The sequence below is a fragment of the Chryseobacterium sp. S0630 genome (genome assembly GCF_024158915.1).
In the GTDB taxonomy this organism is placed as follows: Bacteria; Bacteroidota; Bacteroidia; order Flavobacteriales; family Weeksellaceae; genus Chryseobacterium.
Map to the genome: position 1 here is coordinate 79,567 of NZ_JAMZGF010000006.1, position 20,323 is coordinate 99,889.

Consider the following 20,323-nt stretch of genomic DNA (forward strand, 5'->3'; position numbering starts at 1 on the left):
AATTATTTTCTTTTAGATACGATGTAACGGTTAGACACTTTGTTTTTCTTTCTAGTTTTGTAACCTTTAGACGGCATACCGTTTCTAGATCTTGGGTGACCTCCTGAAGAACGTCCTTCACCACCACCCATTGGGTGATCTACTGGGTTCATTACAACCGCTCTTGTTCTTGGTCTTCTACCTAACCATCTGCTTCTACCAGCCTTACCTGATACAGTTAATTGGTGATCTGAGTTGGAAACTGAACCAATCATTGCCATACATTCAGTAAGGATCATTCTTGATTCTCCTGAAGGTAACTTGATGATTGCATATTTACCATCTCTAGAAGTTAATTGAGCTGAAGAACCAGCACTTCTTGCTAAAATTGCACCTTGTCCAGGCTTCATTTCAACACAAGAGATTACAGTACCCAATGGAATATTTTTCAATTTCATTGCGTTACCTACGTTTGGTTCAACGCTTTCTCCTGACACTACTTTCTGATCAACTTTGATACCGTTTGGAGCGATGATATATCTCTTCTCTCCGTCTGCGTACTCTAATAAAGCGATAAATGCAGTTCTGTTTGGATCGTATTCTACAGATTTTACAGTTGCTTCAACGTTTGCTTTGTTTCTTTTGAAGTCAATAATTCTGTATTTCTTTTTGTGTCCACCTCCGGTGTAACGCATGGTCATTTTACCTGTTTGGTTACGTCCACCTGACTTTTTAATACCAACTGTTAGAGATTTCTCTGGTTTGTTGGTAGTAATTTCCTCAAAATTGTTTACAATTCTGAATCTCTGTCCCGGGGTGATAGGTTTTAATTTTCTAACAGACATTACTATTATTTATAATTAATAATTAATTTACAGCAAAAATATCGATAACCTCACCTTCAGCAAGTTTGATTACCGCTTTTTTCAATTTATTTGTCTTTCCTACTTGAAGACCTTTTTTAGTGTACTTTGAAGAAACCTTCGGAGCATAAATCATTGTGTTAACGTCTGCTACTTTTACACCGTAAGCTGCTTCAACAGCTTTTTTGATCTCGATTTTATTCGCCTTAGGGTTAACTAAGAAAGAATAAGAACCTCTTAAATCTGTAAGGTAATTAGCCTTTTCTGAAATAACTGGTTTAATAATAACTGACATGATTTATTTCTTTAAATTTTCCTGGAATTTTTCAACTGCACCTTCGAAGAAAATAATCTCACCAGCGTTTACTAAATCGTAAGAACTGATCTCGTTGAAGTTCATTACTTTAGTTTTAGGTAAGTTTCTTGAAGATAAATACACATTCTTGTTAGCTTCAGGAAGAACGAATAAAGATTTTTTACCGTTAAGTTCCAATGCATTTAATACATTGATGAAATCTTTAGTCTTAGGAGCGTCAAAGCTCACATCTTCTAAAACTTTAATGCTGTTGTCTCTCATTTTTTGAGATAAAACAGATTTCTTAGCTAATCTCTTAAGAGCTTTGTTCAATTTGAATCTGTAGTCTCTTGGTTTTGGTCCGAATACTCTACCTCCACCTCTGAATACTGGAGATTTGATATCCCCGTATCTAGCAGATCCTGATCCTTTTTGCTTCTTAAGCTTTTTAGTAGAAGCAGTAATTTCGCTTCTTTCTTTTGCTTTATGAGTACCTTGTCTTTGAGCAGCAAGATACTGCTTAACTTCTAAGTAAACCGCGTGCTGATTTGGCTCAATTCCGAATACTGTTTCGTCTAGAGTTACTTTTCTTCCGGTCTCTTTTCCTGATGTATTTAATACTACTAGTTCCATTTTCTGATAATTACATAAGAATTTTTAGCTCCCGGAACAGCACCTTTTACTACTAAAAGATTTTGTTCTTGATCAACTTTTAACACTTGAAGGTTTTGAACAGTTACCTGCTTACCTCCCATTCTTCCAGCCATTCTCATCCCTTTGAATACTCTTGAAGGGTCTGAACCAGCACCGATAGAACCTGGAGCTCTAAGTCTGTTGTGCTGACCATGAGTTGCCTGCATTACACCTCCAAATCCGTGTCTCTTAACAACACCCTGGAAGCCTTTACCTTTTGAAGTTCCTGTTACGTCAACATATTCACCTTCAGCGAATAGATCAACTTTTACTTCTTCTCCTATTTTAGCATCAGCAAATCCTACGTGGAATTCTACTAATTTAGCTTTAGGAGCAGAACCAGCCTTTTTAAAATGGCCAGCTAACGCTTTACCAACGTTCTTCTCACTCTTGTCATCGAAACCTAACTGAACAGCTGTATAACCGTCGTTTTCTAAGGTTCTGACCTGTAAAATCGAGCATGGACCAGCTTGAATAACTGTACAAGGAATGTTTTTTCCTTCTTCGTTAAACAAAGACGTCATACCGATTTTTTTACCAATAATACCTGACATTGTTTATATTATAATAAAATTTATCCTTTATTTATCCCCATTTTTCGGAAGTCTGAAGTAATTTCTACTTTTGATATAGGCATACTACGCCCCTAAAATGAGTGTGCAAATGTATGAATAATTTTGTAACTGGCAAATATTTCAACTAAAATATTTTGATTTTTAATCAATTAGATGATTTTGAAAAAATTCAAAACCAATTTCCCAAAGATTTATTTTGATTTTTAAAAAGAAATTAAGATGAAGACTTTACTGAGTCATCACCTTCACACCCACTTCTTCCATTCCAGCCCTGTCTTCAGCACAAATACCATTATCCGTAATAAGATAATCCACCTGATCCAAAGCCGCAATCTTCCCAAATCCTTTCTTATTTAATTTGGAAGAATCTGCAAGAATTACTGTCTGATCCGCACACTCCATCATAATCTGATTCAGGTGAGCTTCTGCAGCATTGGAAGTACTGATTCCAAACTCAGCATCAATCCCATCTACTCCAAGAAAAAGTTTATTGCATGAAAACTGTTTTAGAATTCCTTCAGAAATAGAACCCACTATAGAAGTAGAACTTTTTCGCACCTCGCCTCCCAACTGTATAATATTAATGTTAGGATTATTACAAAGCTCAATAGCCACCCGTAAAGAAGATGTCAATACCGTAAGTGGCCCAAAATTCACCAGCATCCTGGCAAGATAATGCATTGTTGTTCCGGACGCCAGTATAATACAGTCGTTTTCCTGAATCAATGACAATGCTGCTTTGGCAATAGCCTGTTTCGCTTCCACATTGATGCTTTCTTTCTCCCCAACATTTTTTTCATAAGCATATCTTACCTGCTTACTCGCTCCTCCGTGATTTCTAAAAAGAAGCCCCAGGCTTTCGAGATAGTTCAGATCCTTTCGAATCGTAACTGAAGAAACATTGAGCTTTTCACACAGATCCTGAACAAGTACATGTCCTTTCTCGTCAAGCTCTTTAAGTATTTCATCCTGCCTTGGCAATAGCTTTTCCATTTTATTCGTTTCATCAAAATTACCGTTTTTTTTCGACATCTTAAAATTTCATTTATTTTCTTTTTGCTTTCATTTTTAATTTATATATTTGAAAACGAAACATAAACGAAACATTTATGAAACGAAACGAAGAACTCAGTAAGTTAACCAATGTAAAAGAATGGGACTTTATTGTCATAGGAGGAGGAGCCAGTGGTTTAGGTTCAGCATTAGATGCGGTAAGCAGAGGATTCAAAACTTTATTGCTTGAATCTCATGACTTCGCAAAAGCAACATCCAGCAGAAGTACCAAATTGGTACACGGCGGAGTTAGATATCTCGCTCAGGGAGATGTCGGATTGGTAAAAGAAGCATTAAAGGAAAGAGGACTCTTAGCAAAGAACGCAGCTCATATCGTAAAAAATCAGTCTTTCATTATTCCGAACTACACATGGTGGGGAGGAATCTACTATAAGATAGGTTTATCTGTTTATGATTTCCTTGCGGGAAAATTAAGCCTGGGTAAAACGAAATACATCAGCAAAGCGAAAACAGTTGAAAAGCTTCCTACTATTGAACAAAATCACTTAATGAGCGGTGTTGTTTACCAGGACGGACAGTTTGACGACGCCAGACTTGCCATTAACCTTACCCAAACAATCATTGAGAAAGGTGGAAGTGCTGTCAACTATGTAAAAGTGATCAATCTTTTGAAAGATGCTTCTGATAAAGTAATAGGTGTAGTGGCAGAAGACCAGTTTTCCAAACAGCAATATCAGATACACGGTAAAGTAGTAATCAACGCAACTGGTGTATTTACAAATGATATTCTTAACATGAACAACCCTAAGCATGGTAAATTGGTGGTACCAAGCCAGGGAATTCACCTTGTTCTGGATAAATCCTTCCTGAAAAGCGATGATGCCATCATGATTCCGAAAACATCAGACGGCAGGGTTTTATTTGTTGTTCCATGGCATGACAGAGCCTTGGTAGGAACTACCGATACTCTTTTAAAGGACGAAAGTTTTGAGCCTCGTGCACTGGAAGAAGAAATCAGTTTTGTTTTAAATACAGCAAGACAATATCTGGCTAAAAAGCCAACGCGTGAAGATGTAAAATCAGTTTTCGCAGGTCTTCGTCCGCTTGCTGCTCCTAAAGACGGAAGCAAAAGTACCAAAGAGGTTTCCAGAAGCCATAAAGTTATTACTTCAGAAACCGGATTAGTTTCTATTATCGGAGGAAAATGGACTACCTACCGTAAAATGGCAGAAGACACTGTAGACGAAGCAATGAAAGTTCACAGGTTGGGAAATAGCCCGTCTAAAACGGAACACCTTTCTATCCATGGAAATGTAAAACCGGAACAGGTAGACAGAACCAACCACCTATATGTTTACGGATCTGATATTCCTGCTATCAAAGCATTGCAACAAAGCAATCCGCGTTACGCTCAGAAGATCCATCCGGATCACCCTTTCACTGTAGCAGAGATCGTATGGGCTGTAAGAGCTGAAATGGCAGAAACCATAGAAGATATTCTGGCAAGAAGAGTACGTTTATTATTCCTGGATGCCAGAGCTGCTATAGACAGCGCACATAATGTAGCAAGAATCATTGCTGAAGAAAAAGGATATTCTGAAGAATGGGCTCAGCAGCAGGAAAATGAATTCATTGAATTAGCAAAAGGGTATTTATTAACGCCTTACTCACCTAAAGTTATCAACCTAAATTAGCACTATATACATGAATGAAAAACTTATCCTCGCTCTAGATCAGGGAACAACTTCCTCCAGAGCGATTCTCTTCAACCATAGTGGAGAAATAGAATATGTATCTCAAAAAGATTTCAGACAAATATTTCCTACCCCAGGCTGGGTAGAGCATGATCCAAATGAAATCTGGTCTTCACAGATCTCTGTTGCTGCAGAAATTATAGCAAAGGCAGGAATCTCCGGGCTGGAAGTTGCCGCTATCGGAATTACCAACCAACGTGAAACTACCATTGTTTGGGATAAGGAAACCGGCGAACCTATTTACAATGCTATTGTATGGCAGGACCGAAGAACTTCAAAATACTGCGACGAACTGAAAGATCAGGGACATGCAGAAACGATCAAAGAAAAAACAGGACTGGTTCTGGATGCTTACTTTTCAGCAACTAAATTAAAATGGATTCTTGATCATGTAGAAGGAGCAAGACAGAAAGCCGAAGAAGGGAAATTATGTTTCGGAACTGTTGATACATGGCTTGTATGGAAACTGACTCGTGGGAAAATGTTTATCACTGATGTTTCCAACGCCAGCAGAACAATGCTTCTTAATATTCATACTTTAGAATGGGATAATGATTTATTAGAATTATTTGACATTCCTAAAAACATTCTTCCTGAAGTTAAACAAAGCAGTGAAATATATGGAGAAACGGCTACTACCCTATTCTCTACCAAAATTCCAATCGCAGGGATTGCAGGTGACCAACAGGCTGCCTTATTCGGACAGATGTGTACTACTCCGGGAATGGTAAAAAACACTTACGGAACAGGATGCTTCTTATTAATGAACACAGGAACAGAAGCTGTTTCTTCTAAGAACAACCTACTTACAACAGTAGCCTGGAAAATCAATGGAGAAGTGAACTATGCTCTGGAAGGAAGTGTATTCGTAGGAGGTGCTGCTATCCAATGGCTAAGAGACGGTCTTAAGCTTATTCATTCTTCCGATCAGGTGAATGAACTGGCTGCTTCTGTAGAAGATAATGGAGGTGTTTATTTTGTCCCTGCATTAACTGGCCTTGGTGCTCCTTACTGGGATCAGTATGCCCGTGGAACGATTGTAGGCATCACCAGAGGAACTACTGATGCACACATCGCAAGAGCAACATTGGAAGGAATTGCTTTTCAGGTTTATGATATTGTAAAAGCAATGGAAGCCGATTCCGGAAGAGCAAGTCTTGAATTAAGAGTAGACGGTGGAGCTTCAGCAAGTGATCTTTTGATGCAGATCCAGTCTGACTTATTTGGATTTAAAATAACAAGACCAAAGACATTGGAAACTACCGCTCTTGGAGCAGCCTACCTTGCAGGACTTGCAGTAGGATACTGGAAAAGCATAGACGAAATCCAGGAACAATGGATTGTAGACAAAGACTTCCACCCTCAATTAAACAGAGAACAAGTGGATAAAATGACCCACTTCTGGAAGAAAGCTGTAAAAAGCGCTCAAAGCTGGATTGAAGATTAACTCACTCATCAAAAAAAACTTATATGACCCCATTTATTGCAGAAGTTATCGGAACGATGCTTCTTATATTGTTAGGCAACGGTGTTGTAGCCAATGTTGTCTTGAAAGATACGAAAGGAAATAATTCCGGATGGATTGTTATTACTACCGCATGGGCATTGGCCGTATTTGTGGGAGTAACCGTTGCAGGGCCAATAAGTGGGGCCCATCTGAATCCGGCTGTGACCATTGGTCTTGCGACAGCAGGAAAATTTTCATGGGACCTGGTTCCCTCTTATATTGCAGCCCAAATGATTGGAGGAATGTTAGGTGCATTTTTAGTATGGCTGTTTCATAAAGATCATTTTGCCATTACGGAAGATGAAGGAGCAAAACTAGCATGTTTCAGTACAGGTCCGGCTATCAGAAAAACATCTTCCAATCTGATCAGTGAGATTATCGGAACATTTGTACTGGTATTCTGTGTATTCTATTTTGCAGACCCAAGTATTTCTTTACAGGCAGATCCAACAGCCAAAGTAGGATTAGGTTCTATTGGAGCAATTCCTGTTACGTTTGTAGTGTGGGCAATAGGCCTATCTCTTGGTGGAACTACAGGCTATGCTATTAACCCGGCAAGAGATCTTGCACCAAGAATTATGCATGCAATCTTACCTGTAAAGGGCAGCAGTGACTGGAGCTATGCATGGATTCCTGTAGTAGGTCCTGTAACAGGAGCTATTATCGCAGCTGTTTTATATGGATTTTTAAAATAAGGCACATGATGAGAAAAATCTTAAAAGGAATCTTCTTTCTTGTTTTAGGAACAGGAAAGCTATTTTCACAGGAAACTGCTGAAACCAAGGAACCCAAAGAAGGAAGACTTGATTTTACAGCTAACATTCAGAATAATCACTTATGGAGAGGACTTATTATCACCGATAAACCTGTGGTAATGGGAAATCTGTCGTATGCCCTGGATGCTGAGAAAAAATGGAAGGTAGGAATCTGGGGAGCATCTGCACTGGCGGATGATAAAGACAACACTCATTATAAAGAGATCAATTATTATATTCAATATTCTGACGGACGTTTTTATATTGGGCTATGGGATCTTTACAACTCCCGAAACATCAATACTGCAGTAGCTGCTGATGATATCTTCAGCTATTCACAGAGAAGAACTGCTCATATTATTGATTTAAGGACCAACTATACTTTCGGACCATCCTTCCCGATTAATATTGAAGCTGACATTATGCTTTATGGAGGAGCCAATGCAGGAGAAGTTATTCTGGAAGCTGACGGAAGTTACAAAAAGAACAGATATTCTACCTATGTACAGGCAAGCTATCCTGTTATTAAGGGACAGAAAGTCAATCTGGATGCATTTGTAGGAGCCGGATTCGCTCTTAACGACAAAACATTTTTGTATGGCAATGGCCAAAACAGCTTTGACATCGTAAATGTAGGGGTAAAAGCTGGAAAGGTTGTTAAGATTACCGATCATTACAGTCTTCCTGTAACCATGATGGCGATGTGGAACCCATCCAATAAGTTTGCAAGGATTCAGCTTGCAGCAACTGTTTTTTAATCCGACTTTAACTCAATTATAGAGAAGCCACTCCTTTTGGGGTGGCTTTGTCATGATACTATAATTAAAAGATAGTCTATTTTATTATTCAACAGTTATTCTAAAATACAATAACCGTTTTTTTACGGTAGCTGTTTTGCTTAAAAATCTTTACTTTTGAAAAAAATATCTATGAAAAAGTTTTTCAGTGTAATGATCCTGTGCATCAGTATTTTTACGTGGGCACAGCAGACAGAGCTTCCTTTTATTGGATACAGAGCTTTTGATATCATGAAAGGATATAGTGGCACAGGTACTCCTCATTATTATCTGGATCTCAAAAATAATGGTGATGTACATTTTGGATACGTCCAGGTGAATCAGGCCAGCGGAGAAGAAACATCAGAAGAAATCAATGTTGGTAAATACGCACCCAATAAGGTAATGAAAGTAGTTTTTAAAAAATTTGAAGAAACGTTTTTCGTGAAATTCGATAAAGAAAAAATTTACCTTACCGATGAAAAAGGAAATGTTAAGAATCTTGAAGGCTGCTGCTCATCTTCTGACAGCATCAAAAAAGAAACCTGTACCTGCGAAAGCGAATTTTTTAAGTAGTACAATAATATATAGAGAAAGCCATTCCATCAGGGGTGGTTTTCTTGTTGTTGGGAACCACCCCGTCAAATTATAAATTTGCCACCCCTCCGGAGGAGGGGAATAGTTATACAATCTACTACAATTGTAGAAATCATAATGCATAAATACGATATTCTTTTGCTTCTTGCCTTTAATCTCCAATCACCGGGATTTTACGGTTTATATTCTGCCAAAATATCTTTAATTTTGAAGGGTGATTTACACCAATGAAGCATTTAAAATTTTTATTTCTATTTCTTCTCTTTCTTACTGTATCATGCAGTAGAAAAGAGAATCATCCTTACACGTTTTATTACTGGAAAACCAAACTGAAGCTTGACAATGCAGAAAGGAAAGCACTGGATAAAGCTACGATTCCTTATTTGTACACCAGATTCTTTGATGTAGATAAGGTGAATGGGAAATTTCAACCTGTTGCAGTAATCACCAAGGATCAGAGTTTTCAGACAGACAAACAGATTGTTCCTACAGTTTTCATTACTAATCAGACCTTGTTGGGTATCTCAGCAGAAGAGATCCGATTTCTGGCAGAAAGCATTCATCTTTTAATTCAAAAGAAAGCAGAAGAATACCATCTTAACACCAATAATGAAATTCAAATCGATTGTGACTGGACTGCCGGAACAAGGAATGATTATTTTAAATTTCTGAAAGCGCTCAAAAAAGTTTCAGGAAAAGAAATTACCTGTACGCTTCGCCTTCACCAGGTGAAAGATAAAAAGCAGACCGGAATTCCTCCTGTGGAAAAGGTATATCTGATGTGCTACTCCACTTCATCACCTCTGGAAAAATCTGATAAGAATTCTATTCTGGATGTGAATATTCTGAAAAGCTATCTTTCAAAAATGGAAGATTACCCTATCAAAAATGTTGAAGTGGCACTTCCAATTTATTCGTGGGGGATTGTTACCAACCATTTAGGAAAACATAAACTCATTAATGCCTTATCAAAAAGAGATCTGGAAAACTCCAATTTTAAAAAGATTTCAGATCACGAAGTTGAAGTCATGAAAGACGGATTCTACTTTGGAAGTTATTTAAACAAAGGCTTTAAAATAAAGGTAGAAGAAATCTCCGAAGAACAGCTTAACGATGTCATTGCGTTTTTACAGAAAAAAATCCCGCATTTTAATATTATTTATTATCAATTAGATAGTAAATTTGTGTTAGACCGGAAATTTTAATCTTTTAAAGATAGAGGCATACTTGCCTGAACCAACCATCATACAATATTAAAACTAAAAAAACACTACACACCCTATGAAAAAGTATATTCTTTCACTTGCGGTTGTATCACTTTTCTATACACAATCTGACGCCTGTGCGTGGTCAGATCCTGATTATGATTACTTCAACCTTTTTACGCAAACCATCATCAAGGACAAGGCTTACCTTCCTTTTCTACATAATTATTCAAGCAGATTTTATGGAGGATATAACTCAGCATTGATTCCTGATGACAATGTGGAAACTTGGAAAAGGTTCTTCAACAATCAGCTGAGCTATTCTGAAACTCAGAATCTCGTGTATAAGATCAGCATGAACGATCTGAATGCTTTAAAGAACGGAAATCCAACCAACCCTCTTTTACAAAAACTGGGTACAGGATTTTACCAAAAATATAAGGAAGGCATTGATTATTTGATTGAAGCCAAATATCTTGAGCCTTATATGAGCATCAATTATATAGAAAGTGAAAACTCATTCTATTACGACAGAGATGCCAACAGAAAAAATGCTACTGCTCTTGATTACAATAAAACGATCGCTGCTTTAACCTCTTTATACAACGCAGCGAGAAATCCTGAAATCAAACAACGTTACGGATATCAGCTGGTACGTCTGAATCATTATACAAGAAATTATGGTTCTGCAGTACAGGCTTTCAAAACATATGTTGCTCCCATCAAACTAAAAGGAACAGTCTACTTCATGTCTCTGGACCAATTGGCAGGAGCACAAAGAGGAATGGAAATGAACAGTGATGCCAACTGGAATTTTTTCCAGGTATTCATGAACAGCAAAGACCGTAAGGAATCTGCATTTGTTTCTATGAAGCTTTCAGACACTGCCTCTTTCAGCAACATTATGAAAAGAGCCAATACGAATGAGGAAAAGAATATGGCTTATTTTCTTTTAGGGTATGAAGATTTCAACAATCCTATTCCAATGATGGAAAAGATGTATGAAATCAATCCTGATTCTGAGATTCTGAAGGTAATGGCCGCCAGAAGTATCAATGAGCTTGAAAGAAGCTATCTACCTACTTATTATTATACTTCAGAGGCTCAAAAAGCAGAAGCAAAAGAAAATTCAACGGATAATTCCGCAAAAGCTCAATCTACAGATCAAACAAAGACGGAAGTAAAGGAAGAAAAGCTTTCTTTCTGGCAGAAAATTGTAAGGTTCTTTAAAAATCTTTTCGGAGGTTCCAAATCTGATAAAACAGGTGATAATGCTAAAGCTGATCAAAGTGATGATGAGCTGTTCAGCAATCCGGACAGAATTCCATTCTACAACAGAACGGGCTATTATTACGATGAGAAGACACAGGATTTCCTTAATGACCTGGAAAAATTCACAGACAAAACAAAAGAAAAATCTAAAGATGAGTACTGGCAGATTGCAGATGCTTATCTTAAGTTTTTAAAGAAAGACTATAAAGAAAGTTCTGAAATTCTGAACGACATCAAGACTACCAATCCGGAATATCTGGAGGAAATCAAAAGAATGAAAGTTCTGAATGACATTGTTTCTCAGCCGAAAATTGATGCAGACTACGAAGACCATCTGATGAAAGATTATGCAGAATACTTTGTAGAGAAAAAAGTAGAAAAAGATACAGCCACTACTGATAATTTCGATTATTATGGTGAAGTACCTTCTACTGCAGACTTCCTTAAAGATGTTATTGCAAACCGTTATTTCCTTCAGGGAGAGGACGGAAAATCATTCCTGATGAACAATAAACTTTCGGATCTTCAATATAACCCGAATTCCAGTTTGGTAAAAAGCGTGGAAGAGTTTTACAGAAAGCCAAATAAAACCCAGTTTGAACAGCAGATTATCGCCAAAAATATGGATAGCGTAGGCAATATTGATGCCTTCTTCAGTACCATTTATGGTGACAGAGCAATGAGGCTTGCCGACTTTGAAAAGGCGAAATCTTATTATGAAAAAGCAAAAAGCTTTGCCGGAATTCCTAGACAAAATTATGAATGGACAGAAAAGAATGGTCAGACCATTACTCCAAAACAATATGCTCCTGCAGAATACAACGGGTTTAAAAATATTTCAAATCTTGTCTTCGGACATAATGTGTGGGAAAGTTTCGGAAGTCCTGATACGGAAAGTATGAAAGCAGAAAACTATACTGATTTCCCCTTCATTAAAACAAGCATGGACAAACTTGAATTGGCAGATGTATTGATTCAACTGAAAAAGATTGGAAACGGAACCGGTGAAAAAGCAGCAAAAGCCAATCAACTGATCGGAAACTTATTATACAATACTTCTATTTTAGGATATTACCGTCAATTGTTTGTTATGGATATCGACAACACCAATGGAGGCAAATATGACTTCTGGAATACCAATCAAAAGAATCCTTACAAGTATTATTACAAAAACTTCCTTGATACTTCTTATATTGAACCTGATAATTTTGACCTGTCAATCAACTATTATCAAAAAGCACTTAAGCTTTCCAATAATAAAGAGGAAAAAGCAAGAATCTTATTCCAGATGGCAAGTGCTGAACAGGGCAAGTATTACCAGTATGAAGCCAAAGCGCCAAAAGATTTCGATTATTCTGATCCGAAGTGGTCTGAAAAAGAAGATGCCAGACAAAAGGAAATGGACAATCTTAAAAACCAGAAATACAGAACCTATTTTGCTCAGTTGAAAGCTCAGTATTCTGATACTGAAACAACGAAAAACTTAATGGGAAGCTGTAGTTATTTCAACTATTTTATGAGATAAGAGTTTTAAAAACAATAAAAAGGGATCAATTCGATCCCTTTTTTTGTTCCTGCTTCAGTATCCATTCTTCATGTTTTCTTTTAAAGAATTCGTACTTATAATCCTGATTTCTTTGTGCTGCATCAATGGAATGAGAAGTATGAATATCTGCATCCTTTTTGGCAAGCTGCCCCAGTTTTTCATAATAGATGTGAAGCTGGTCCAATTCTGCTTCCGTCAAGTCTTCAATATCCACAATACGGTTGCTTGCTTTTTCGTGAGCCGCAATAAGTTCATTGAGTTTGATCTGTATGGCTTTGGAATCTTTGTTCTGAGCTTTCTGAATCAGGAATACCATCAGAAAAGTAATGATGGTAGTGCCAGTATTGATTACCAACTGCCAGGTTTCGGAATAGTCAAAAAAAGGTCCTGAAACTGCCCATACTACTACAATAAGAAAAGCTCCTATAAAAGCATACGGACTTCCAGTAAATTTCACAGCCCAGTTTGAAAATTTCTCAAAAATATGATGATCTTTATGACTCATAGCTTTTGTTTTTAGAATAATAAATGTATAAAATTAACAGGAATCAGGAATAATAAATACAAACAAAAAACATTAAGACAATACTCTGTCTTAATGTTTTCTAATTAAAATTGATATGAATGTGTGAAATATATTATTTGATTTTTCCTGAAAAACGGTTTTCAAGGTTTTGTTTTTCTTCTGCTATCATACTCTTTCCGATTTGAGCAGATGAAAAAGGTTTTGGATAAAATGTGTTATTCCCATGATCCTTCCAGGGAGAAATATTCCCCCAAGAGTATATGCTTTTAGGATTATTGTAACTTTTTTCAATATTTTCTCTGGCTGTTTTCAGTTCTTCATCAGACAAATGCTCTTCGGAACATGAAGCTAAACCAGCTACGGCAACCAATGATAAGAATACTGTTCTGGTGATTTTCATAATATCTTTTGAGTTAGAATTTATAGTTTACCTGTACAGCAAAGTTTCTCGGCTGAATCTGATCAATGTACCCGCCTCTGAAATAAGAGCTGTACCCTACACTATCAAAAATATTATTAAAGAATACTCTTATTCCCATTCCATTTTTCATTGCGTATCCTACCTGAGCATCTACTGTAGTGTATTCTGGCATATCAAAAGGCTTATCTCCAGGCTTCACACTGTTCAGGTGACCTGCAGTAAATGTTTTCTGAGTCCATTCATCAACTGGTCTTTTTCCTACATAGTAAATTCCTGCACCGACATCAAGTCCTGATAAAGTACCTTTATTGAATTTATAATTCAACCATCCGTTTGCTGTATGTTTAGGAGCATTCATAGGTGCTGAACCATTCATATAAGCCGGACTGTCCTGATATTGAGCATCCAGATAAGCCCATCCTGACATCACCTGAAGGTTTGGAAGGATTCTTCCGATCAATTCTACTTCAACTCCTTTTCTTCTAAGATTACCCGCAAGGCCATACATCGTCTGCTTATTGATCACGACAGGGTTATAGTTTTCATCAAGAATTGTGAAGGAAAGGTGATCAGTTTTAATATCAAACACTGTTACATTAAATCTTAGGCGCTCATTGAACCAGTCTGATTTAATACCTGCTTCCCATTGTTTAGTCATAGACGGCCCTACTCTTCCACCGTCTAAAAGGAAATTGTTAGAAGATCTTAAAGATGTAGTAGTGGTATATGATCCAAATACGTTCACGTTCGGAAGCGGAGAAACAATTAATCCGAAATTAGGATTCCATGTATCTACAGATTCATTAGTAGAACCATTTAATCTGCTGTAACGAAGTCCTACATGAGCTTTCACATATTTCCCGATCGTCATTACATCCTGAGCCATTGCCCCGATACTTGGAGTTAAAACAGCGTTTGATCTTCCAAGATTTTTATAAATAACATTTACAGGAAGTTGATTGGGAATACTTCCGTTCACTACGTCAAAAATATCCAGTGGATTGGCTGCATAAGTTATATTATCAATTTTTGTATCACGCGCAGTAATTAAATTACCGGGTGCAATTGAATTTTTATAAGCTCCGTAAGTTGTAGATGATGTTTCTGTTTCTCTCCAATCAAAACCAACCTGGAAGGTATGGTTAATAAATCCTGTTTTTATCTGCTCTCCGATGAAGTCTAACTGTAATACTTTATTGATATCTTCACCTTGTGATTTTCCTATGGTACGCTGTCTGATATTATAGTTGGTTTCCCCTGCAGGCAATGATACAGAAGAAGCTTCAGAATCTGTATTGCTTACGGAATTAACAAAAGCTGCTCTTACTTTTAATTTATCTGTAAGGTTACGTACAATTGTAGTAGCAAAGTTGAAAGTTTCTGTTTTTGAATAATCAGATGCATATCCTAAAAACTTCCCTTTTGGCATATGATATAATGCTTCAACTGTTCCCGGAGCAAGGTTGATTGTTCCTCTGTCCGGTGTTCTTTTATCATGAAGATAATCCATTTCCACATTGATTAATGTCTTATCATCCGGACGAAAAGCAATAGATGGATTTACATAGATTCTTTCTCCTTGTACGTTGCTTCTGAATGAATTATTATTCTGGTATGCTCCGTTGAATCTTACTGCTACTTTTCCCTGAGAATCCAATACTCTCTGGAAATCTACTGTAGGTCTGTAAAAATCCCAACTTCCATAACGGAAACCTACATTAGTCTGATCAATAAACTGAGGCCTTTTTGTTACAACATTAATAACTCCTCCTGCAGATCCCAAGCCATTTCCAATTCCCTGGCCAATAGCAGCAGATCCTTTAATAACCTGAATACTTTCTACACCCTGCATATCTGTGATCATCCCTGCAGTACGGAAATCTGAATCCAGCTGAACACCGTTTTTCAATACGGGAACTCCACGATATCCTCTGATGGACATACTTTCGTTTCCTCCTCCATAACTTGAAAACAAGGTTACCCCTGGAACGTTTTTGGCAACATCAGTGACTGTAAGTGCTCCTAATTCTTCGATAGCTTTATGGGAGATTATTGAAATACTTTGAATCTGATCTCTGGTTTTCAAAGGCAATCTTGTAATGGCATCAAGACCTTGCGGTTGTTTCTTTTTCTCACCAAATAGTTCTACTTCTTCAATTTTCTTGTGTTTTACTGAATCATTTACTTTCTGCGCATTGGCAAGAACCCCACCCAATAATAGCAGAGAAAAGGATACTACTTTATTCATCTGATAATTTTTTGCAAAATTATTATTTTTATTCATTCTAAATAAATAAACAAGAGTGACATATGTCACCCAAAAAAGAACTATTAATATCAGATCATTAATCATACCCAGCGACCCCTTGTAATCTCCAAACAGATCCATAGTATCATTAAGGGTTATCCTTCCAAGGTGTTTTATGATTACAGGAAACACAATTCAAAAAAAAGCAGATTTGCGGTTTGCCAATCTGCTTTTCTTATTTCATTGATTAATATATTAAAATCCCGGATTTACATAAACCTTTCTTCCATTTAAAGGTTGAATCGCCCTAAAATTAGGCTCTGTGTAGATCGATTTATAATTATTAAAGTTAGCGGTTGATAATTGCTGCTTGTTTTTGAAAACAAACCAGGTTACAGGACCGCCGTTAGTAATTGCAGAATGTGATCCGAAATTAGGAGTCGTTAAAGAACCGCTGTACGTATAATATTCCCGCGTATTGTCTGGTAATAAGCTGGCGATATTAAATACAGTATTCGAGGAACTGACCCCATTATTTACAGCAGGAGATTGCGAAAACAAACTTTGAAGTGATGTATTTGCGTTTCCGAGATCAACCATGACACCTAAAACAGCGTATGAATTATCTGAAGCTACATTTACGAAATGAATTTCCATTGTGCTGTATTTACCGTCGATCGTATGTTCGCTGCTGTGGTGGAAATGAAAGCTTGCTAAATTGTATTTTTTGCCGCCAACCGTAATATAATTGTTTTGATTATCGGCTCCTGCAACATTTATTTTAAGATATTCTCCTGCATAATTGACAACGGAGTTCAGAGTAATCGCTCCGTAATGAATGGCAGGATCACTGCTGTGAAAGGTAATTGCAGATGATGGTTGAATATTGACGGGAGTCTGCGATTCTGCAATAGCTACAGAGAAATTAGATGTTACAATAGGCGTACTGATAAGGCTGGAAGGATAAGCCGTAAGTTCATTAGAGCTTTCATCCTTATCGCTCTGGCACGAAGTCATTAAGATTACAGGAACAAGTCCTAACAATGCTACAGCTTTTTTTACATTAGGTATTAAACCCCATGTCTCTTTTTTTTCGATCATTTGTATTAAAATTAATTATTGTGTTTATGAAACAAATTTAATTAGATTTTAAATCTGTCAATTATTACAATCAATTTTTAATTGAATTTTAATCGAAATTAAAATATCATAAAGTGGTAAAAGATTTTAATACTAAAATTGGATTTGATTAAGAAAAACAAGAATAAATAAATTATTGATTCATGGAAGCTTATTAAAGCAAAAAATCCGTCCCTAAAAAAGGAACGGATTGTATAATCATTGCAAAGTATGCATTTATCACACTTTAATTTCAACGTCTACTCCTGAAGGAAGTTCTAATTTCATTAGAGCATCAACAGTTTTAGAAGAAGAAGAGTAGATATCCATTAGTCTCTTGTGAGCTGATAATTGGAACTGCTCTCTTGCTTTCTTGTTTACGTGCGGAGATCTCAACACTGTGAAGATTCTCTTATTCGTTGGCAATGGAATTGGACCGTTTACAACAGCACCAGTAGCCTTTACCGTTTTTACGATTTTCTCAGCAGACTTGTCTACCAAGTTGTAATCGTAAGATTTTAGTTTTATTCTGATTCTTTGTGACATTTCTTTAATTTAAAAATTAACCTTTTGCTTTAGCTATGATATCTTCAGCAACGTTTTGTGGAGTAGCTTGGTACTTCTCTAATTCCATAGAAGAAGTAGCTCTTCCTGATGAAAGTGTTCTTAGAGTAGTTACGTATCCAAACATTTCAGAAAGTGGAACAGAACCTTTGATTACAACAGCACCGTTTTTCTCTTCCTGACCACTGATAGTACCTCTTCTTTTGTTAAGGTCACCAATGATGTTACCCATATATTCTTCCGGAGTTACAACTTCCAGTTTCATAATAGGCTCCATAATTACTGGCTTAGCAGCACGTCCCGCTTCTTTAAATCCTAATTTAGCAGCCATTTCAAATGAAAGAGCATCAGAATCCACTGCGTGGAAAGATCCATCTTTAAGAGTAACTTTAATACCTTCAACTTCAAAACCAGCCAATGGACCGTTCTTCATTGCAGCTTTAAATCCTTTTTCAATGGCAGGAACAAATTCTCTAGGAACGTTACCACCTTTGATCTCATTGATGAATTCTAAACCAACTTTACCTTCGTCTGCAGGTCCTAGTTCAAATACAATGTCAGCAAATTTACCTTTACCACCAGATTGTTTTTTGTAAACTTCTCTGTGTTGAGCAACTTTTGTTAAGTTTTCTTTGTACTCTACCTGAGGTTGTCCTTGGTTTACTTCAACTTTGAACTCTCTCTTCATACGGTCAACAATGATATCTAAGTGAAGCTCACCCATACCAGAGATAATCGTTTGTCCAGAAGCTTCGTCAGTTCTAACAGTAAACGTAGGATCTTCTTCAGCCAATTTAGCTAGAGCGTTACCCATTTTATCCTGGTCAGCTTTAGTTTTAGGCTCAACAGCGATACCAATTACCGGATCAGGGAAAACCATCGATTCAAGAATGATCGGGTTTTTCTCATCACACATAGTATCACCAGTTTTGATAGACTTGAATCCAACTGCTGCACCAATATCTCCAGCTTCAATATATTCTACTGGATTTTGCTTGTTAGCGTGCATCTGATAGATTCTAGAGATTCTTTCTTTATCTCCTGAACGAGTGTTCAAGATATAAGAACCTGCATCTAGTCTTCCAGAGTAAGCTCTGAAGAATGCTAATCTTCCCACGAACGGGTCAGTAGCAATCTTAAATGCTAATGCAGAGAAAGGCTCATCTACAGATGGTTTTCTTGTGATCTCAGCATCAGTTCTTGGGTCAGTACCTTTGATATCATCTTTATCCAATGGAGAAGGAAGGTATTTACATACTGCATCCAACATAAACTGTACTCCTTTATTCTTGAATGAAGAACCACAAGTCATTGGGATAATAGATAAATCGATAGTAGCAGCTCTCAATGCAGCATTGATTTCTTCTTCTGTAATTGAATCCGGATCTTCGAAGAATTTCTCCATCAAAGTTTCGTCATATTCAGAAACAGCTTCTACTAGTTTCTCTCTATATTCAAGAACTTCATCTTTCATATCTTCAGGAATTGGCACTACTTCAAAAGTAGCTCCTTGTCCTGCTTCATCCCAGATGATCGCTCTGTTTTTAATTAAGTCAACAACACCTTTGAAATCTTCTTCAGCACCGATTGGTAAAACGATTGGAACTGCGTTAGATCCTAACATTTCTTTAACCTGGTTTACCACGTTAAGGAAGTCAGCACCTTGTCTGTCCATTTTGTTTACGAATCCCATTCTTGCAACTTTGTAGTTGTCAGCAAGTCTCCAGTTTGTTTCAGACTGAGGCTCTACTCCATCTACTGCAGAGAATAAGAATACCAATCCATCCAATACTCTTAAAGATCTGTTTACCTCTACTGTGAAGTCAACGTGTCCCGGTGTATCAATGATGTTGAAGTGGTAAGGCTTAGTATCAGCTAGAGGTTTTCCCTGATCTGTTGGAAAGTTCCAAGAACAAGTGGTAGCTGCAGAAGTAATAGTAATACCTCTTTCTGCTTCCTGCTCCATCCAGTCCATTGTAGAAGCACCATCGTGAACCTCTCCAATTTTGTGGTTTACCCCTGTATAGAATAGAATCCTTTCTGTAGTGGTAGTCTTACCTGCATCAATGTGAGCAGCGATACCAATATTTCTTGTAAATTTAAGATCTCTTCCCATTTCAGATTAGAATTTGAAGTGTGAGAAAGCCTTGTTAGCTTCCGCCATTTTGTGAGTATCAGATTTCTTTTTGAAAGCAGCACCTTCTTCTCTTGAAGCAGCTACAACTTCGTTAGCTAATTTCAAAGCCATAGACTTATCATTTCTAGCTTTAGAATATTTGATTAACCATTTCATTGCCATAGAAATCTTTCTATCAGCTCTGATTGGCATAGGGATTTGGAAGTTAGCTCCACCTACTCTTCTAGAACGTACTTCTACGTGAGGCATTACATTTGTAAGTGCATCTTTCCAGATTTCAAGTGCAGTTTTTTCGTTATCTCCTTTTTTAGTTTCTACGATCTCTAATGCATCATAGAAAATTTTGAATGCGATTGACTTCTTACCGTCAAGCATTAAGTTGTTTACGAATCTCGTTACCAATTGATCATTAAATTTCGGATCTGGTAACAACGGTCTTTTTTTCGCTTTTGTCTTTCTCATTGCTTTTGTACCTTA

General features: G+C 37.1%; 19 protein-coding genes. 6 read left to right on the top strand and 13 right to left on the bottom strand.

The features are described from left to right. Positions 1-2: 2 nt before the first annotated feature. The 5 genes from rplB to NK356_RS04450 form a co-directional block, all read right to left on the bottom strand. Positions 3-824, bottom strand: coding sequence for a 50S ribosomal protein L2 (gene rplB / locus NK356_RS04430; protein ID WP_034678013.1), 822 nt, complete (start codon positions 822-824; stop codon positions 3-5). Between the two features lie 22 nt (positions 825-846). Next, on the bottom strand, positions 847-1,137 hold the full coding sequence (gene rplW / locus NK356_RS04435; RefSeq protein WP_002983204.1) for a 50S ribosomal protein L23: 291 nt from the start codon (positions 1,135-1,137) through the stop codon (positions 847-849). Positions 1,138-1,140: 3 nt separating this feature from the next. Continuing rightward, the gene (gene rplD, locus NK356_RS04440; protein WP_034694672.1) at positions 1,141-1,770 is read right to left on the bottom strand and encodes a 50S ribosomal protein L4; all 630 of its coding nucleotides are present in this window, start codon (positions 1,768-1,770) and stop codon (positions 1,141-1,143) included. Then, complete coding sequence (rplC, locus tag NK356_RS04445) at positions 1,761-2,384, bottom strand: 50S ribosomal protein L3 (RefSeq protein ID WP_034694671.1); 624 nt, start codon at positions 2,382-2,384, stop codon at positions 1,761-1,763. Before rplC ends, rplD begins: the two co-directional genes overlap by 10 nt. A gap of 249 nt (positions 2,385-2,633) precedes the next feature. After that, positions 2,634-3,398: a DeoR/GlpR family DNA-binding transcription regulator gene (locus NK356_RS04450; protein WP_034694834.1), complete on the bottom strand. Its 765-nt coding sequence runs from the start codon at positions 3,396-3,398 to the stop codon at positions 2,634-2,636. A 116-nt stretch (positions 3,399-3,514) separates the two neighbouring features. Here NK356_RS04450 and NK356_RS04455 point away from each other — a divergent pair, with 116 nt between their 5' ends. From NK356_RS04455 to NK356_RS04480, 6 genes are all read left to right on the top strand, one after another. Further along, positions 3,515-5,113, top strand: coding sequence for a glycerol-3-phosphate dehydrogenase/oxidase (locus NK356_RS04455; protein WP_034694669.1), 1,599 nt, complete (start codon positions 3,515-3,517; stop codon positions 5,111-5,113). Between the two features lie 10 nt (positions 5,114-5,123). Further along, positions 5,124-6,620, top strand: coding sequence for a glycerol kinase GlpK (gene glpK / locus NK356_RS04460; protein WP_034694668.1), 1,497 nt, complete (start codon positions 5,124-5,126; stop codon positions 6,618-6,620). Between the two features lie 23 nt (positions 6,621-6,643). Beyond that, entirely contained in the window at positions 6,644-7,375 is a 732-nt protein-coding gene (locus NK356_RS04465; protein ID WP_034694667.1) for an MIP/aquaporin family protein, read from the top strand. Between the two features lie 5 nt (positions 7,376-7,380). Further along, positions 7,381-8,193: a hypothetical protein gene (locus NK356_RS04470; protein ID WP_034694666.1), complete on the top strand. Its 813-nt coding sequence runs from the start codon at positions 7,381-7,383 to the stop codon at positions 8,191-8,193. Between the two features lie 171 nt (positions 8,194-8,364). Continuing rightward, a complete protein-coding gene (locus NK356_RS04475) occupies positions 8,365-8,787 on the top strand; it encodes a hypothetical protein (RefSeq protein ID WP_034694664.1) in 423 nt (140 codons plus the stop codon). 248 nt (positions 8,788-9,035) lie between these two features. Beyond that, a complete protein-coding gene (locus tag NK356_RS04480; protein WP_034694661.1) occupies positions 9,036-10,013 on the top strand; it encodes a hypothetical protein in 978 nt (325 codons plus the stop codon). Positions 10,014-12,373: 2,360 nt separating this feature from the next. Here NK356_RS04480 and NK356_RS24235 read toward each other — a convergent pair. The 8 genes from NK356_RS24235 to rpsG all read right to left on the bottom strand — a co-directional run bounded on the left by NK356_RS24235 (position 12,374) and on the right by rpsG (position 20,308). Continuing rightward, complete coding sequence (locus NK356_RS24235; RefSeq protein ID WP_156106415.1) at positions 12,374-12,505, bottom strand: hypothetical protein; 132 nt, start codon at positions 12,503-12,505, stop codon at positions 12,374-12,376. Between the two features lie 330 nt (positions 12,506-12,835). Then, positions 12,836-13,336 carry a low affinity iron permease family protein gene (locus NK356_RS04490; protein WP_034694659.1) on the bottom strand — a complete coding sequence of 167 codons (501 nt, stop codon included), beginning with the start codon at positions 13,334-13,336 and terminating at the stop codon, positions 12,836-12,838. A gap of 133 nt (positions 13,337-13,469) precedes the next feature. Beyond that, positions 13,470-13,757, bottom strand: coding sequence for a hypothetical protein (locus NK356_RS04495; RefSeq protein WP_034694658.1), 288 nt, complete (start codon positions 13,755-13,757; stop codon positions 13,470-13,472). A 13-nt stretch (positions 13,758-13,770) separates the two neighbouring features. Then, positions 13,771-16,026 carry a TonB-dependent siderophore receptor gene (locus NK356_RS04500; protein WP_034694831.1) on the bottom strand — a complete coding sequence of 752 codons (2,256 nt, stop codon included), beginning with the start codon at positions 16,024-16,026 and terminating at the stop codon, positions 13,771-13,773. A 255-nt stretch (positions 16,027-16,281) separates the two neighbouring features. Continuing rightward, positions 16,282-17,127, bottom strand: coding sequence for a carbonic anhydrase family protein (locus NK356_RS04505; protein WP_034694657.1), 846 nt, complete (start codon positions 17,125-17,127; stop codon positions 16,282-16,284). A gap of 258 nt (positions 17,128-17,385) precedes the next feature. After that, positions 17,386-17,691 (bottom strand): 30S ribosomal protein S10, encoded by a 306-nt coding sequence (gene rpsJ, locus NK356_RS04510; RefSeq protein WP_002661363.1) that lies wholly within the window; start codon positions 17,689-17,691, stop codon positions 17,386-17,388. A 16-nt stretch (positions 17,692-17,707) separates the two neighbouring features. Further along, positions 17,708-19,825 (bottom strand): elongation factor G, encoded by a 2,118-nt coding sequence (gene fusA, locus NK356_RS04515; protein ID WP_253316330.1) that lies wholly within the window; start codon positions 19,823-19,825, stop codon positions 17,708-17,710. 6 nt (positions 19,826-19,831) lie between these two features. Continuing rightward, complete coding sequence (rpsG, locus tag NK356_RS04520; protein ID WP_034694654.1) at positions 19,832-20,308, bottom strand: 30S ribosomal protein S7; 477 nt, start codon at positions 20,306-20,308, stop codon at positions 19,832-19,834. Between the last annotated feature and the right edge of the window lie 15 nt (positions 20,309-20,323).

Excerpts from the sequence above, each read along its gene's own strand:
- NK356_RS04490 (WP_034694659.1), bottom strand. The coding sequence starts at position 13,336 with ATGAGTCATAAAGATCATCATATTTTTGAGAAATTTTCAAACTGGGCT.
- rpsG (WP_034694654.1), bottom strand. The coding sequence starts at position 20,308 with ATGAGAAAGACAAAAGCGAAAAAAAGACCGTTGTTACCAGATCCGAAA.
- NK356_RS04475 (WP_034694664.1), top strand. The coding sequence starts at position 8,365 with ATGAAAAAGTTTTTCAGTGTAATGATCCTGTGCATCAGTATTTTTACG.
- rplW (WP_002983204.1), bottom strand. The coding sequence starts at position 1,137 with ATGTCAGTTATTATTAAACCAGTTATTTCAGAAAAGGCTAATTACCTT.
- NK356_RS04450 (WP_034694834.1), bottom strand. The coding sequence starts at position 3,398 with ATGGAAAAGCTATTGCCAAGGCAGGATGAAATACTTAAAGAGCTTGAC.
- rplC (WP_034694671.1), bottom strand. The coding sequence starts at position 2,384 with ATGTCAGGTATTATTGGTAAAAAAATCGGTATGACGTCTTTGTTTAAC.
- NK356_RS04465 (WP_034694667.1), top strand. The coding sequence starts at position 6,644 with ATGACCCCATTTATTGCAGAAGTTATCGGAACGATGCTTCTTATATTG.
- NK356_RS04505 (WP_034694657.1), bottom strand. The coding sequence starts at position 17,127 with ATGATCGAAAAAAAAGAGACATGGGGTTTAATACCTAATGTAAAAAAA.
- rplB (WP_034678013.1), bottom strand. The coding sequence starts at position 824 with ATGTCTGTTAGAAAATTAAAACCTATCACCCCGGGACAGAGATTCAGA.
- NK356_RS04480 (WP_034694661.1), top strand. The coding sequence starts at position 9,036 with ATGAAGCATTTAAAATTTTTATTTCTATTTCTTCTCTTTCTTACTGTA.
- NK356_RS04455 (WP_034694669.1), top strand. The coding sequence starts at position 3,515 with ATGAAACGAAACGAAGAACTCAGTAAGTTAACCAATGTAAAAGAATGG.
- NK356_RS04495 (WP_034694658.1), bottom strand. The coding sequence starts at position 13,757 with ATGAAAATCACCAGAACAGTATTCTTATCATTGGTTGCCGTAGCTGGT.
- NK356_RS04500 (WP_034694831.1), bottom strand. The coding sequence starts at position 16,026 with ATGAATAAAGTAGTATCCTTTTCTCTGCTATTATTGGGTGGGGTTCTT.
- glpK (WP_034694668.1), top strand. The coding sequence starts at position 5,124 with ATGAATGAAAAACTTATCCTCGCTCTAGATCAGGGAACAACTTCCTCC.
- rpsJ (WP_002661363.1), bottom strand. The coding sequence starts at position 17,691 with ATGTCACAAAGAATCAGAATAAAACTAAAATCTTACGATTACAACTTG.
- rplD (WP_034694672.1), bottom strand. The coding sequence starts at position 1,770 with ATGGAACTAGTAGTATTAAATACATCAGGAAAAGAGACCGGAAGAAAA.
- fusA (WP_253316330.1), bottom strand. The coding sequence starts at position 19,825 with ATGGGAAGAGATCTTAAATTTACAAGAAATATTGGTATCGCTGCTCAC.
- NK356_RS04470 (WP_034694666.1), top strand. The coding sequence starts at position 7,381 with ATGATGAGAAAAATCTTAAAAGGAATCTTCTTTCTTGTTTTAGGAACA.